A 15,455-nucleotide genomic window follows, 5' to 3' on the forward strand; every position below is an offset into this window, starting at 1 on the left:
CCAAAGTTTCATGCTTCGGAAATGATCGCGTAATGTGAGCTCCTCTATCTCTTGAACCAACGGATGCGCACCCCGGCATCCTGTTCAAGAGGATCAGAGACAATGAGCACCACCTCCCTTTCGCGTTCTCGCAAGCGTCTCATGGCTGCCGCCGCATCCGTCGCCCTGGCGGGCGCGATCGGCCTCGGCGCCGTCACCAGCGGAACCGCGCCCGTCTATGCCGAGGCCGTGCGCGTCGAAGCGCCCCAGGCGCCCGGTTTTGCCGACGTCGTCCAGCAGGTCTCGCCGGCCGTGGTCAGCGTGCAGGTCAAGGCCCGGATCGATCCGGCTTCCGACCGTGGCATGTCGCCTTTCTCCGACCAGCAGGGTTTTGACAATCTCCCCGACAACCACCCGCTGAAGCGCTTCTTCCGTCAGTTCGGCCAGGATGGTTATGGCGACCAGAACCGTCCGCGCTTCAACCGTCGCGACGGCAGCCAGAAGCCGCGGCCGGTGGCGCAGGGTTCGGGCTTCTTCATCTCCGAGGACGGCTATCTCGTCACCAACAACCATGTCGTCTCGGACGGCACCGCCTATACCGTCGTCGCCAATGACGGCAAGGAATATGACGCCAAGCTGATCGGCACCGATCCGCGCACCGACCTCGCCGTGCTCAAGGTCGATGCCAGCACCAAGTTCACCTATGTCGGCTTTGCCGACGACGCCAAGGTTCGTGTCGGCGACTGGGTCGTCGCCGTCGGCAATCCGTTCGGTCTCGGCGGCACCGTCACTGCCGGCATCGTTTCGGCCCGTGGCCGCGACATCGGTGCCGGCCCCTATGACGACTTCCTGCAGATCGACGCTGCGGTGAACCGCGGCAATTCGGGCGGTCCCGCCTTCAACCTGAACGGCGAAGTCGTCGGCATCAACACCGCCATCTTCTCGCCCTCGGGCGGCAATGTCGGCATCGCCTTCGCCATTCCCGCCTCGACCGCCAAGCAGGTGGTGCAGGATCTGATGAAGAACGGCAGCGTGCAGCGCGGCTGGCTCGGCGTGGAAATCCAGCCGGTCACCGCCGATGTCGCGGAGTCCCTCGGTCTCAAGGACGAGAAGGGCGCGCTCGTTGCAAGCGCCCAGGACGCCGGCCCGGCCAAGAAGGCGGGCATTGCTGCCGGTGACATCATCACCGGGGTCAACGGCCAGGACGTCGCCTCGCCGAAGGAACTGTCGCGCCTCATCGCCGGCATCACGCCAGGAAAGTCGGTCGACATCACTGTCTGGCGCAACGGCAAGGCCGAGACGCTGAAGGTCGACCTCGGCGAAATCCCGGGCGGCGACAAGAAGGCCTCCGCCGACCAGCCGGCATCGCCATCCGAGCCGAGCACGCTGGCCGATCTCGGCATGACCGTGACCCGCTCGGAGGATGGCAAAGGCCTTGTTATCACCGACGTCGATCCCTCCAGCGACGCTGCCGATCGCGGCATCCAGGCCGGCGACGTCATCACCGCGGTGAACGCTGTCGAGGTCCAGTCGGCGGCCGACGTCACCAAGGCGCTCGACCAGGCGGAGAAGGCGGGCCGCAAGGCGGTGCTGTTCCAGATCAGCCGCGAAGACTCCAACCGCTTCGTCGCCCTGCCGCTGAACCAGGGCTGATCGGTCGCTCCCGTCGCGTGGTTTCATCACCCCCGACCGCATGACGGGAGATGACGGCCGGATAGTCTGTCAGTCTTCTATTCCGGCCCGGCGGCAGCGGACTCCCATCAGCCCGCTGCCGCTTTCACGTTGAGAGGAAACGACATGTCGCCTCTGACATCCCGCAAAATCGCGTATAACGACGGCATGAAGATTCTTGTCATCGAAGATGACCGTGAGGCCGCCGACTACATGCAGAAGGCCTTCGCGGAAGCCGGCCACACCGCCCATGTCGCGGGCGATGGCGATTCAGGTTTCGCCCTTGCCGATGCTGCCGAATACGATGTGCTTGTCGTCGATCGCATGTTGCCGCGGCGCGATGGTCTTTCGGTGATTGCCGGCCTGCGCTCGCGCGGCAACACGACACCTGTGCTGATCTTGTCGGCGCTCGGCGAGGTCGACGACCGGGTCACCGGCCTGCGCGCCGGCGGCGACGACTATCTCACCAAGCCATATGCGTTTTCAGAGCTTTTGGCCCGTGTCGAAGTGCTCAACCGGCGTGCGCCGACGCGTGAATCCGAGACGCTCTACCGGGTCGGCGATCTCGAGATCGACCGGCTGTCGCATACGGTGCGGCGCGCTGCGCAGGAGATCGTGCTGCAGCCGCGCGAATATCGCCTGCTCGAATATCTGATGCGCCATGCCGGCCAGGTGGTGACGCGCACAATGCTGCTCGAAAACGTCTGGGACTATCATTTCGACCCCCAGACCAACGTCATCGACGTCCACATTTCGCGCCTGCGCGGCAAGATCGAAAAGGGCTTCGAGAAGCCGATCCTGCACACCATCCGCGGCGCCGGCTACATGCTCAAGGCGGGCTGATGGCATTCAGGCTGCCGGCCATCATGAAGACGACCGCAGCGCGCCTTTCGGCGCTCTACCTCCTGCTTTTCGCCCTCTGCGCGGTGCTGCTTGTCTTCTACATGACGTCGCTGTCGGCACGCATGCTGATGGTCCAGACCCAGGAAACCATCAACGAAGAGGTCCAGGGCCTTGCCCGCGGCTACCAGCGCGGCGGCATCCCGGTGCTGGTACGCGTGGTCGAGCAGCGTTCGCGCCAGCCCGGCGCCAACCTCTATCTGCTTGCCGACCCCAACGGCCAGATCCTGTCGGGCAACGTCCAGAGCATCCAGCCGGGCGTGCTGCAGCGCGAAGGCTGGACCGAACTGCCCTTTTCCTATGAGCGCTACGGCGAAGCTGCCGGCAGGCGCCAGTCTGCCGAGACGGAAACACCGACCGAGGTCGGCCACAACGCCATCGCGGTGGTGCTGCGCCTGCCCAACCAGATGATCCTGATGGTCGGCCGCGACCTCGGCGAACCCGAACGATTCCGCGACGTGATCCAGCGCTCGCTGATGCTGGCGCTGGCCATGATGGGTTTCGGCGCGCTGCTGATCTGGTATTTCGTCGGCCGCCGCGCCCTCAAGCACATCGACGGCGTCTCGGAGGCCAGCCGCCGCATCATGGCCGGCGATCTCAGCGGCCGCCTGCCGGTGACAGGCGCGGGCGACGAATTCGACCGGCTCTCGGAAAACCTCAATGCCATGCTGGCCCGCATCGCCCATCTCAACGATGGGCTGAAGCAGGTCTCCGACAACATCGCCCATGATTTGAAGACCCCGCTGACGCGCCTGCGCAACCGCGCCGAAGCGGCCCTGTCGGGCAAGAAGACCGGCGCCGATTATCGCGAGGCGCTCGAAGGCACCATTGCCGAGTCCGACCAGCTTATCCGCACCTTCAACGCCATTCTGATGATCTCGCGCCTCGAGGCCGGCTACTCCGCCGAATCCACCGACAAGGTCGATCTCGCCGCCGTGGTTCACGACGTCGTCGAACTGTACGAGCCGGTCGCCGAGGAACTGGGCGTTGGCTTAGAGGCGTCCGTCGCCGGTCCGGTCGTCGTCAACGGCAATCGCGAACTGATCGCCCAGGCGCTGTCCAACATCATCGACAATGCCATCAAATATTCCGCCGGCGCGGTCGACAAGCCGCATGTCGGCGTCACCCTGCAGCGCGAAGGCGACGAAGTCAGGCTGCAGGTGTCGGACAACGGCCTTGGCATTCCAGACGAAGGCGATCGGGCGCGCGCCACCGAACGCTTCGTGCGGCTGGAAAAGAGCCGCTCGCAGCCGGGCTCGGGCCTCGGGCTCAGCCTCGCCAAGGCAGTGATGAAGTTTCACAATGGGCGGCTTGATCTTCTGCCCGGCAATCCCGGATTATCGGTCCTGATGGGCTTTCCCGGATCGAAGGACGCATAGATGAAGATCGAGGCCGCCAAGAAGACAGCGATCGAGTGGCGCCTGGAGCCGGTAAGCACCGTCGCCCCGCTCGATACCGAGCGGGCGCAACGCGAACTCATGGAGTTTGCCGGCACGGCCAAGGAGGAGGGGCTCGACCGTCTGGCCACGTTCCTCAAGGCGAAAGGCCAGGCCCAGTCCTTTCTCGCTGCCGTCTTCGATCTTTCCGAATTCATGCGCGACAGCGCCCGACGCCAGCCGGAGATGCTGGACAGGCTGTTCGACCAGACCATCGAACAGCGGCTTTCAGACATCGGCACGGCAATCGCCGCAATCCCGTTCGAGGACGGCATCGCCGAAAACGCCCTGATGATGCGCTTGCGCCGGCTCAAGGGCGAGGCGCATTTCCTGATTGCGCTTGCCGACCTGTCGGGCGAGGCGAGTGCAGCGGATAGCGTGCGCCGGCTGAGCGACCTGGCCGACCTGTGCACCGGTGCGGCGGTCAATTTCCTGCTCCGCGACGCCCATGGCCAGGGCAAGCTCAAGCTGCCCGATCCCGAAAACCCGACTGTCGGCTCCGGCTGGATCCTGCTCGGCATGGGCAAGCTCGGTGCTCACGAGCTGAATTTCTCCTCCGACATCGACCTCGTGGTGTTCTTCGACCCCGAGGCGCCGGCGATTGCCGACCCGTATGAAGCAACGGAGCTGTTCGCACGGCTCACCCGGCGGCTTGTCCGCATCCTGCAGGACCGCACCGAGCACGGTTATGTCTTCCGCACCGATTTGCGCCTGCGTCCCGATCCCGGCTCGACGCCGCTCGCCATTCCGGTCCTGGCCGCGCTGCATTATTACGAGAGCCGCGGCCAGAACTGGGAACGCGCCGCGATGATCAAGGCGCGTCCGGTGGCGGGCGACATCGCAGCCGGCGAAGCCTTCCTCAAGGAGCTTCAGCCTTATGTCTGGCGCAAATACATGGATTACGCGGCGATCGCCGACGTCCATTCGATCAAGCGCCAGATCCACGCCCACAAGGGCCATGGCGAGGTCGCGGTCAAGGGCCACAACGTCAAGCTCGGCCGCGGCGGCATCCGCGAGATCGAGTTCTTCGTCCAGACCCAGCAGCTGATCGCCGGCGGCCGCTTCCCTGAATTGCGCGGCAAGGCGACGGTGCCGATGCTGACGCAGCTTGCCTTGCGCGGCTGGATTACGCCCGAGGCGCGCGACGCGCTCGAACGGCAATACTGGTTCCTGCGCAGCGTCGAGCACGCCATCCAGATGGTCGCCGACGAGCAGACCCACATGCTGCCGGAGGACGACGAAGGCCTCCAGCGCATCGCCCATATGCTCGGCTTTGCCGATGCGGATGCCTTCTCCAAGGCGTTTCGCGCTTCGCTGCAGGAGGTCGAGCGCCATTATGCAGCGCTGTTCGAGGCGGCACCCGAACTCTCTTCCGGCGTCGGCAATCTGGTCTTCACCGGCGACGTCGACGATCCCGACACGTTGCACACGTTGCGCCAGCTGGGTTTCCAGCGCCCCTCCGACATCTGCCGCGTCATCCGCAGCTGGCACTTCGGCCGCTACCGCGCCACCCAGTCAGCCGAGGCGCGCGAACGCCTGACCGAACTGACGCCGGCACTGCTCGAAGCCTTCGGCAAGACCCGCCGCGCCGACGAGGCGCTGATGCGTTTCGACGAGTTCCTCGCCGGCCTGCCGGCGGGCATCCAGCTGTTTTCACTGCTCCAGTCCAATCCGGCCCTGCTCAAACTGCTAGCCACAATCATGGGCGCAGCCCCCCGGCTGGCCGGCATCATCACCCGCCGGCCGCATGTCTTCGATGGCCTGCTCGACCCGGCATTGCTGTCCGAACTGCCCGACCGCGCCTATCTTGCCGCGCGTCTGGCGGCCTTCCTCGAAAGCACCCGGCTCTATGAGGAGGTGCTCGATCGCCTGCGCATCTTCGCCGCCGAGCAGAAATTCCTGATCGGCGTGCGCCTGCTCGCCGGCGCGATCGACTCCGCCCGTGCCGGCAAGGCTTTTTCCGATCTCGCCGACCTGACGGTCGGAGCGGCGCTCGAGGCCGTCGAGGCCGAATTCGCCCGCCGCCACGGCAAGGTTGCCGGCGGCAGGGTGGCGATCCTCGGCATGGGCAAGCTCGGCAGCCGCGAACTGACCGCCGGCTCCGACGTCGACCTGATCCTGCTTTACGACCACAGCGAGACCGCGGAGGAGTCCGACGGCGACAAGCCGATGGCGCCGTCGCATTATTTCTCGCGTATGACCCAGCGCCTGATCGCTGCGGTGTCCGCGCCGACGGCCGAAGGCGTGCTTTATGAGCTCGACCTCCGGCTGCGCCCCTCTGGCAACAAGGGGCCGGTGGCCACCCATATCGACTCATTCCGCAAATATCAGCGCGGCGAAGCCTGGACCTGGGAGCATATGGCGCTGACCCGCGCCCGCCCGATCGCCGGCGACGCCTCGCTCTGCACCGAGGTCGAAGCCGAGGTCGCGGCCATCATCGCCTTGCCGCGTGATGCCGCCAAGGTGACGACCGAGGCCCGCGAGATGCGTGAGATGATCGAGGCCGAAAAGCCGCCGCACGATCTCTGGGACATCAAGCTTGTGCCCGGCGGGCTGATCGACCTGGAATTCATCGCTCAGGTCGCGGTCCTGACCGGCCGGATCGAGGGCCAAGGCCACGCCACCGGAACGGCCGAGACGCTGCACCGGCTTGCGCCTGGCTTTGCCGATGCGCAGGTACGGCAGGATCTCATCGATGCCTACGGGCTCTATCAGGCGATCACACAGATGACGAGGCTGTGCCTCACCGGTGCGTTCGAGCGGAACGACGTTCCGCCGGGGTTGTCGGACCTGCTGCTTGCGGCAACCGACCTTCCCGATTTCAGCGTGCTGGAGGCACATCTCAAGGAGACGTCGCAAAAGGTCAGGGGCCACTTTGACCTTCTGCTCCGTGCGAAGGGCAAATGAGGCGATGGGACGCCGCATGAGCACTTCGATCAGCATCGGGGGTGTCGATGCAACAGGAGAAACCCCATGAACACGTCAACAAGGATCGCGATCGCCTTTCTCGCCCTCGCGGGCACGGCCGGAACCTCAGCCTTTGCCGCCAACGGGCAAGGGCCGCGTGGCCAGAACATGAAGCCTGAGATGCGCTTCGAAAAGGCCGATGCCGACAAGAGCGGCGACGTCACCTTCGAGGAGTTCGCAGCCGCGATGAACAACCGGTTGCTGGACGCCGATGAAAATGCCGACGGCAAGATCACCGTTGCCGAGGTGGCGGACCAGATCCAGCGCATGCGCGCCGAGCGCATGGCCGAGCGCCTGATCAAGCGCTTCGATGCCAATAGCGACGGCGAGCTGACCAAGGCCGAGATCGAGTCGCGCCAGAAGAAGCTGTTTGCGCTGCTCGACCGCAACGACGACGGCAAGATCGTCAAGGACGAGATGCCGGTTCGCGGCTGGCATGGTCGCGACGGCAAGCGCTGACGCCAACGCTCAGGCCCGAGCTGAGAAACCTCCCGGAGAGTAGCTCTCCGGGAGATTTTGTTTGTCCGGACACGAACGCGCGCAACCTTGCCGCAATGTAGCCGGCCTTTGCTTGTTCCTTCCATGTCGATACCGCCCGCATGGGCAACGTCATGCCGATCGTCCGCGCCAACATCGCCAAGGAAAGCGCATTGATGACCGGCGAGAGCGGTATCTATCGCCGCGCCGGCCAGGATTTCGCCTCGCATGAATTCGTCACGCATTCCAAGGACGAATTCGTTCGCGGCCACGTCCACACCAACACGGTTGAAGGCTTCTTCTCGATCTTTAAGCGCGGCGTGAAAGGCGTCTATCAGGATTGCGCCGAAAACCATCTGCACCGCTATCTCGCGGAATTCGACTTCCGCTATTCGAACCGCATCGCCATGGGCGTCGATAACTGCACTCGTGCTTTCATCGCGTTGAAGGGCGGCGCCGGCAAACGCCTGACAACCGCAGACCTGCTTGACCACAAGCGCCGACATTTCCGAAAGCCGGTGCAGTTAGAGTTGTCGCTCTGGCGCTTCGCAAAGCCCTCCCGCCCCGGCGAAAAGATCAAGGGGATTCACAAACGAAAGCGGCGGTGATATTCTCACCGCCGCTCCCAGTTCGCTCTGGTGGCCCACTTCGAGGCTCTGCAACCCGGCCGGTTGCGGGGCCTCTTCGCTTATCCCGCGCCGTGTCCGTGGACCGTGACTGTGGCTAGGGGGACTCTCCTGTTAGTCATCGTCATTCCTTCCCGGTCTTGCCGACCGAGAATTATCATGCCCGACTGCTTACCGATTCGCAAGGGCGCTGCTTCAATTGCTTGCAGGTTTCGGCGAAACTGGCAGCGGCGGCTGCTCCAATTGCTTTTTCGGGCTGGCAATGTTATATGACGGGCATCAAAGGAGATGTTTTTATGGCGCGCGCTCAAAGCCCCGGATACCCGAATACCAGTTTGCCGAAGGCACTCATGCAGGCACGAGCAATACATGCTGCTGATCGCCGAAACATAATCGACCGAGATGTAGCCGCCAAGCACATCGGCTATGGCGGCCAAAGCGGTGCCTCTGACAAAGCTCTAGCGTCTCTTGCCCACTACGGATTGCTTGAGAAGGCAGGCAAGGGGCAAACGCGGGTTACGCAGTTAGCCGTCGATATCCTTCATCCTGATTCAGAGGCGTCCCGCAAAAAGGCTTTGGTGGAGGCAGCGTATAGTCCAGACATCTTTGCAGAGATCCGAGAGCGGTTCCAAGACGGCCATCCTTCAGAGGGTGCCCTGAAATCTTGGTTGATGCGTGAGAATTTTCTTGATCGCGCCATCGGTCCGGTTGTGGCCGCCTACATGGAAACTTGCCGCTATCTGGAGCAAGAGAAGGCATTCGAAAGTGGTGGCCCTTCGGCTGACACTGGTGAAAAATCAGCTTTGCCAAACATCCAGACGTTGGGAGATCCCGACAACAAGGCGTTTGGCGGAGCGAAAGTCGGCGATTTCGTCCAGTGGGAATCGCAGGGAGCGCTTCAACTACCAAAGCCTCTCCGCGTGCGGTTGGTTTCCGATGACGGGAATTGGGTCGCGGTGGAAGGAAGCCAGACAGGAATTCCCATGAGCGAAGTTATCGTAGAATCCAAAGCGGCCAACGCGCCGGCGACCCCACCTGTATTTGCCTTCCCCCAGGATTCCCACATTGCAACGGAACAGGGTGAGGTCGAGTGGATGCGCAATCGAGTCGGCCAAGAGACCAATGTGCGGCTTATGGTGAAGGGCGAAATGGGTCCCAAGGAGATTGGCAAGCTGATCAAACTCCTAGAGGCTCAGAAATTGGTCCTTGAGGACGATTGATGGGTGAAAGACCGAAAACCCAACGCGAGAAATTCGAGGAAGCCGCGCGTGAACTAAAGACGAATCAGTCAGACGAAGCCTTTGAGGCTGTCGTTAATAAGATCGCGCACGCGCCAAAGGTGACCGCCGAACAGGTAAGAGAGTTGGTGAGGCGCAAAGCTAGCCAGAAAGGCCAGGAAACGCTGGATACACAAAACCCCGCCGAAGCGGGGTTTTGGGGCAAAATTTCGGCACTGACCTAAGAGCTTGCCTTCGCTCAGGCTGGCCAGTGGCCCTTGGTAGGGTCTTAGACGCGGATGACATGAGCAGAGCCGCTAACCTACCCAATATGGGTAATTAGAGGTGTTTTGTCAACGTTGAGAGCCCCATGCCATGCAATACACAGGCTCTCACTACCGTTAGAATCGCAGCCGGAAGTGCCTGCATTTGATAGATGCGCTTCCCTTGATTGTCCTTTCCCAATCTCAATAAGTCGACTCTATGGAAGCCGACCGCATTGACCATGTCACCCTTAACCCACCTCGCCATATTGCCCCACTCTTTGGGCATATCGAATGGTATTTCAATCTGCTTGTGATACGGCATGATCTTTTCTGGCTCTGTCAGGCTCAAAGGTACAACAGTGCATAAATGGGGACGGGAAACGATCTTTGGAGACAGGACGATCGCAAGTCGCCGCTTCATCATCTCCGGTTCTTCAAACCCGCCTTTGGAATAATCTACCGTGACGATGCTGCCTTGCAGCGGATGTTCTTTGATCCCCATTCTTGGATGAATAGCAGAAACCTTGCGAAAGTGAACGCCGGCCTGACAGGACCGCCTGCCAGCACACGGCCGCTGGAGTTCATCGAGGCGCGGTTGCCGGAAACGCGTTGATGCTCAGGCGGCCTTGGCCAGGCGCTCGACCTTCTTCACCGGGATGCGCACCGACACGATGGTGCCGACGCCTTCGGTCGAGCGGATCTTCAGCGCGCCGCCATGCAGTTCGGCGAGCGAACGCGAAATGGCAAGGCCGAGGCCCGAGCCGGCATGGTTCTTCGAGAACTGGTTCTGCACCTGCTCGAACGGCCGGCCGAGCTTGCCCAATGCGTCCTTGGGAATGCCGCAGCCATTGTCTTCGATCGACAGCGTCAGCGCCCCCGAGGCGTTGCGCGCCCGCACCGAAATGCGTCCGCCTTCGCCGGTGAACTTCACCGCGTTGGACAACAGGTTGATGACGATCTGCTTGACCGCGCGGCGGTCGGCGAACAGCGTCATCGAGTCGGCGATCTGCGTCTCCACGGTGATCGACTTCTGTGCCGCCTGCAGCGACACCACCCGGACCGTCTCGCGGATCAGCGGGCAGAGATCGATCTCCTCGCGGTCCATCGAGAACTGGCCGGCCTCGATCTTCGACATGTCGAGGATGTCGTTGATGACGCCCAGAAGGTATTTGCCGCTGGAGTTGATGTCGCGGGCATATTCCTCGTAGCGCGGCGAGCCCATCGGGCCGAACAGGCGGCCTTCCATCAGCTCGGAGAAGCCGATCACCGCATTGAGCGGCGTGCGCAGCTCGTGCGACATGTTGGCGAGGAATTCCGACTTGGCCCGGTTGGCCGCCTCGGCGCGCTCGGTTTCTTTCATGTATTTGCGGTTGAGCTCGACCAGTTCGTGCGAGCGCTCTTCCTCGGAGCGCCGCGCCAGGCTGAGATCGTGGATCGTCGCCATCAGCCGGCGCTCGCTCTCCATCAGCTTGTCCTGGTGCTGCTTGATCTGGGTGATGTCGGAGCCGACCGACACCATGCCGCCATCGCGCGTTGTGAGCTCGTTGACCTGCAGCCAGCGGCCGTCGGCCAGCTGCCGCTCATAGGTGGCGCCGCCGCGCGGGCCGTTGGCATTGGCCAGCCGCCGCTCGGAGGCGAACGCGACCATGCGCTCCTCGATCTCCTCGCGCGCCGTGCCCGGCAGCACGTCGCGGTCGGCGAGCCCGTTGTCGTGCTGGTACTTCGAATTGCACATCACCAGTCGCCCGTTGGCATCCCATAGCACGAAGGATTCGGTGATGTTTTCGATCGCCGCGCGAAGCCGCTGGTCGGCGGCCTCCGAGCGCAAGGCGAGGTGGCGCTGCTCGGTGATATCCACGGCAATGCCGGTCATCTGGATCTCAGGCGCTTCCGGATCGACAACCTGGGCGCGGGCGCGCATCCACACCCAGCGGCCGTCGGCATGGCGCATGCGGAACACCCGGTCGATATGGTCGACCTCGCGCATGATCACCTGGTTGGCCAGTTCGAACAGGTCGCCGTCTTCGGGATGGATGATGCGGGCGACTTCGCCGAACGACAGCATCGCCTCGCAGGCCTCGTAGCCGAGCAACTCGTACATCGAGCGCGACCAGTACATCTTGCCGCGCACCATGTCCCAGTCCCACAGCCCGCATTTGCCGCGCACCAGCGCCAGGTCGATGCGCTCATGCGCCTCCAGATAGATGCCGTCGGCGGCCTGGGCGCGCGCCGCCTGGCTGAAATAGGCGAACAGGATGACGATCAGCATCCCGGCGGTCATCACGAACAGCGCGACATTGAGCGACACCGTCTTGCGCCAGTCGGCAAACACCGCATCCTGCGGCACCATGGCGGCGGCCGCGGCGCGCTTGTCGTCGGCGATGCTGATGGCTGCCAGCCAGTCCCGGCCGCCGATGCGCACCTCCATCACGCCGGCGCGGTCGCCGAACATGAACAGCGGCTGCCCGCCGGAGACGAGGCCGTCGAGCGCCTGGCCCTGCCAGCCGGTCGACTGCGGGCTGACGGCGACGATGCGGAAATTCTGGTCGGTCAAAGCAACCACATGGCTGCGGCTCAGCGTGCCTTGCTGGCTGGTGCGTTCGAGCAGGTCCTGGCTTGCGGCGGCAAGCGGCCGCTCGGTGGTGGCGCCGACCATCAGCGCGTTGACCAGCTCGCCGGCCGAGAGCGCCAGGATCGCCTTGGCGTTGCGCTCGACGTCGTCGCGCTGCGCCATCAGCGACAGGAAGCGTGTGCCGGCGATCACGATCAGGAAGACGACGATCAGCGTCGGGATCGAGCGGCGCAGCAGCGGCTCGGCGGCCAGCAGGCGGCGGTATGCGGGTTCGGCGATGAGGCGTGCATTGCCCGCCAGGCCAGCGCTGCGCGCCTGCCTGCGACGGCCAATAGCAGTCTCATCGGGCGCGCCCCACGCGTCCGCCTTTGCCATAAATGGCTCCCCAAATCCCGTTTCCTGGTAACTCGATGCGGAATACGCCGAACATCCGAATCGTCACTAAAGAATCAAAGCTGATTCGCCTTGTCCAGTGGCCGGCGCGAAAAAGATTAAAGTTCGACTAAAAGCCTGACGAATTGGCGGCGTGGTAGCGCGCAAATGAAAGCGGCGGCCCCCGGTTTCGGAAGCCGCCTCATTTCGGGCGATGTCGGTGGCAAGCCGGCCCGGTCAGGCCAGCGTGCGCTCGATGATGTCGCGCAGGTCGGCCGACAGACCTTCCCTCGCCTGTATCGCCAGCAAGGCATCGCGGGCCTTGGCCTGGCGCTTCGGCTCGAGCGAACGCCACGACCGCAGTGCCGTTGCCAGCCGCGCTGCGACCTGCGGGTTGCGCTTTTCCACCGTCAGCACCGTCTCGGTGAAGAAGGTGTAGCCGGCGCCGTCGGCGCGGTGGAAGCCGGTCTGGTTGGCACTGGCAAAACCGCCGATCAGCGAGCGCACCCGGTTGGGATTGGCGATCGAGAAGGCCGGGTGTTCGGTCAGCGCCCGCACCGCATCGACCGCGCCGGCGCCCGGCGCCGTCGCCTGGATCATGAACCACTTGTCCATGACAAGCGGGTCGCCGCGATAGCGCTTGTCGAACTCGGCAAGTGCTGCCTTGGCTTCCGCGCTGCCGGCATGGCGATGTGCCAGCACGGCAAGGGCCGCAGCCCGGTCGGTCATGTTGGTGGCGGAAGCAAAATGTGCCGACGCGCGCTTGGCGCCATCGGGCAGGATCGCGAGATAGTCGAGCAGCGTGTTGCGCAGCGCCCGCCGTCCGGCGCTCGCCGCATCCGGCGAGAACGGACCTGACATCAGCAGCTCGTCGTAAAGCTGCGAAAAGACGCCTGCATTGGCTTCGGCGATGCTGCGTGCCAGCGCCTCGCGTCCGGCGAAGATGGCGTCGGGGTCGATGTTCTTGCCGATCTCGCGGGCAATGTCGGCCTCGCCGGGCAGAGCGAGCGCCAAGGCGCGGAAGGCATGCTCGAGCGTGTCGTCGACCGCGATGCGCCCGGCCAGTCCTGTCAGCTCGGCGCCGAATTTCGGCTGCTTGCCGCCGAGGATGTTCCTGAATGCCGCGATGATCGCGTCGGTCAAAAGCGTGTTGAACGCCTGCCAGCGCGAGAATGCGTCGCTGTCATGGGAGGCAAGAAAGATCTGGTCTTCCGGCCGCTGCTCGATGCTCAGCGTGATTGGCGCCGAGAAGCCGCGATTGAGCGACAGCACCGGCCGCTCGGTGACGCCGGAGAAGGTCACGACATGCTTGCGCTTGCGCACATGGATGACGCCGTCCTCGACCGTTGCGCCCTCGGCGCCGCCATAGGCCATGTCCTTGCCGTCGCTGCCGACCAGGCCGAAGGCGAGCGGGATGTGCATCAGCCGTTTGCGGCTTTCCGACGGTGTCGGCGGCACCGATTGCTCGACCTCGATGGTGAACTCGGCGGTGGCGGCGTTGTGCCGCGTCGTCACGCTCAGATTGGGCGTGCCGGCCTGGTGGTACCAGAGCGCGAACTGCGACAGGTCGCGGCCCGACACGTCCTCGAACACCTGGAGGAAATCCTCGATGGTCGCTGCGTCGCCGTCATGGCGCTCGAGATAGAGGTCCATGCCACGGCGGAAGGTTTCGGCGCCCAGGATGGTGCGGATCATGCGCACCACTTCCGAGCCTTTTTCGTAGACCGTCGGCGTGTAGAAGTTGTTGATCTCGCGATAACGCCTGGGGCGGACCGGGTGGGCCAGCGGCCCCTGGTCCTCGGGGAACTGGTGGGCGCGCAAGGTGCGCACTTCGGCGATGCGCTTGACCGGCCGCGAACGCTGGTCGGCGGAGAATTCATGGTCGCGGAAAACCGTCAGCCCTTCCTTGAGGCAGAGCTGGAACCAGTCGCGGCAAGTGATTCTGTTGCCTGTCCAATTGTGGAAATATTCATGCGCGATGATCGCCTCGATATTGGCGAAATCGATGTCCGTCGCGGTCTCTTCGTCGGCCAGCACATATTTGTCGTTGAAGATGTTGAGGCCCTTGTTTTCCATCGCGCCCATGTTGAAGTCGGACACGGCGACGATGTTGAACACGTCGAGGTCGTATTCGCAGCCGAACACCTCCTCGTCCCATGTCATCGAGCGGCGCAGCGCGTCCATCGCGTAGCCGGCCTGGTTCTCCTTGCCGTGCTCGACATAGATGCCGAGCTCCACCTGCTTGCCCGAGGCGGTGACGAAGCGGTCCTTGATGCAGCCGAGATCGCCGGCGACCAGCGCGAAGAGATAGGACGGCTTGGGGAAGGGGTCGTGCCACACGGCATAGTGCCAGCCGTCTTCGAGGTCGCCATGCTCGACCGGATTGCCGTTGGAGAGCAGCAGCGGCGCTTCGGTGCGCTGTGCCTCCATCCGCACCGTATAGACCGACAGGATGTCGGGCCGGTCGAGGAAATAGGTGATGCGGCGGAAGCCCTCGGCCTCGCACTGGGTGCAGTAGACATTGCTGGAGCGGTAGAGGCCCATCAACGCCTCGTTGCGCGACGGCGCCAGCTCGGTCTCGATCAGAAGCGTGAAGCGGCCGGATGCGGGCGGATTGTAGATGACCAGCCGGTCTGGCGTGGCGTCGAAATCGGCGGCATCGACGGCTTCGCCATCGATCTCGATGCGGCGCATGGTCAGGCCGTCGCCGTCGAGTTCGAGCTGCACCGGCTTGTCGATGCCGGCGCGCCGCTCGATCGTCAGCCGCGCCACCACCCTGGTGCTGTCTTCGCCGAGCCGGAAGTCGAGTTCGGTTCTCGGGATCAGGTAGTCGCTGGGCCGGTAGTCTTCGAGACGAAACACCTGTCCAGTATCAGTGCGCATGTGATGGCCTTCCTGTCGACTTCCGGATGCTGGCCGCAGGCTGGTAGAATAAATATGCGGCCGCTGCTCTTTACACGAAACGCCCCCTC

10 protein-coding genes and 1 pseudogene are annotated in these 15,455 nt (G+C 63.6%); 8 read left to right on the top strand and 3 right to left on the bottom strand.

Annotated features, from left to right (window positions below):
• Positions 1-102 precede the first annotated feature (102 nt).
• The 8 genes and pseudogenes from Amn_RS08985 (at position 103) to Amn_RS09020 (ending at position 9,518) form a co-directional block, all read left to right on the top strand.
• Positions 103-1,632 (top strand): Do family serine endopeptidase, encoded by a 1,530-nt coding sequence (locus Amn_RS08985; RefSeq protein WP_286296351.1) that lies wholly within the window; start codon positions 103-105, stop codon positions 1,630-1,632.
• Positions 1,633-1,818: 186 nt separating this feature from the next.
• Positions 1,819-2,493, top strand: a complete 675-nt coding sequence (locus Amn_RS08990; protein WP_067964316.1) for a response regulator transcription factor — start codon at positions 1,819-1,821, stop codon at positions 2,491-2,493.
• On the top strand, positions 2,493-3,929 hold the full coding sequence (locus Amn_RS08995) for a sensor histidine kinase (RefSeq protein WP_286296354.1): 1,437 nt from the start codon (positions 2,493-2,495) through the stop codon (positions 3,927-3,929). The genes Amn_RS08990 and Amn_RS08995 overlap by 1 nt, the downstream gene beginning before the upstream one ends.
• Entirely contained in the window at positions 3,930-6,893 is a 2,964-nt protein-coding gene (locus Amn_RS09000) for a bifunctional [glutamine synthetase] adenylyltransferase/[glutamine synthetase]-adenylyl-L-tyrosine phosphorylase (RefSeq protein ID WP_353622423.1), read from the top strand.
• 66 nt (positions 6,894-6,959) lie between these two features.
• Complete coding sequence (locus Amn_RS09005; RefSeq protein ID WP_286296356.1) at positions 6,960-7,412, top strand: EF-hand domain-containing protein; 453 nt, start codon at positions 6,960-6,962, stop codon at positions 7,410-7,412.
• Positions 7,413-7,522: 110 nt separating this feature from the next.
• A pseudogene (locus tag Amn_RS09010) lies at positions 7,523-7,903 on the top strand (IS1595 family transposase); the annotation flags it as partial.
• A gap of 422 nt (positions 7,904-8,325) precedes the next feature.
• Complete coding sequence (locus Amn_RS09015; RefSeq protein WP_286296358.1) at positions 8,326-9,276, top strand: hypothetical protein; 951 nt, start codon at positions 8,326-8,328, stop codon at positions 9,274-9,276.
• On the top strand, positions 9,276-9,518 hold the full coding sequence (locus Amn_RS09020; protein WP_286296360.1) for a hypothetical protein: 243 nt from the start codon (positions 9,276-9,278) through the stop codon (positions 9,516-9,518). The genes Amn_RS09015 and Amn_RS09020 overlap by 1 nt, the downstream gene beginning before the upstream one ends.
• A 94-nt stretch (positions 9,519-9,612) precedes the next feature.
• Here Amn_RS09020 and Amn_RS09025 read toward each other — a convergent pair whose 3' ends face one another.
• The 3 genes from Amn_RS09025 to pepN form a co-directional block, all read right to left on the bottom strand.
• Positions 9,613-10,041: a type II toxin-antitoxin system PemK/MazF family toxin gene (locus Amn_RS09025; protein ID WP_286296361.1), complete on the bottom strand. Its 429-nt coding sequence runs from the start codon at positions 10,039-10,041 to the stop codon at positions 9,613-9,615.
• A gap of 114 nt (positions 10,042-10,155) precedes the next feature.
• Complete coding sequence (locus tag Amn_RS09030; RefSeq protein WP_286296363.1) at positions 10,156-12,486, bottom strand: PAS domain-containing sensor histidine kinase; 2,331 nt, start codon at positions 12,484-12,486, stop codon at positions 10,156-10,158.
• 234 nt (positions 12,487-12,720) lie between these two features.
• Entirely contained in the window at positions 12,721-15,366 is a 2,646-nt protein-coding gene (pepN, locus tag Amn_RS09035; protein ID WP_286296364.1) for an aminopeptidase N, read from the bottom strand.
• Positions 15,367-15,455 lie beyond the last annotated feature (89 nt).

The sequence above is a fragment of the Aminobacter sp. Y103A genome, assembly GCF_030294925.1.
Classification (GTDB): Bacteria; Pseudomonadota; Alphaproteobacteria; order Rhizobiales; family Rhizobiaceae; genus Aminobacter; species Aminobacter ciceronei.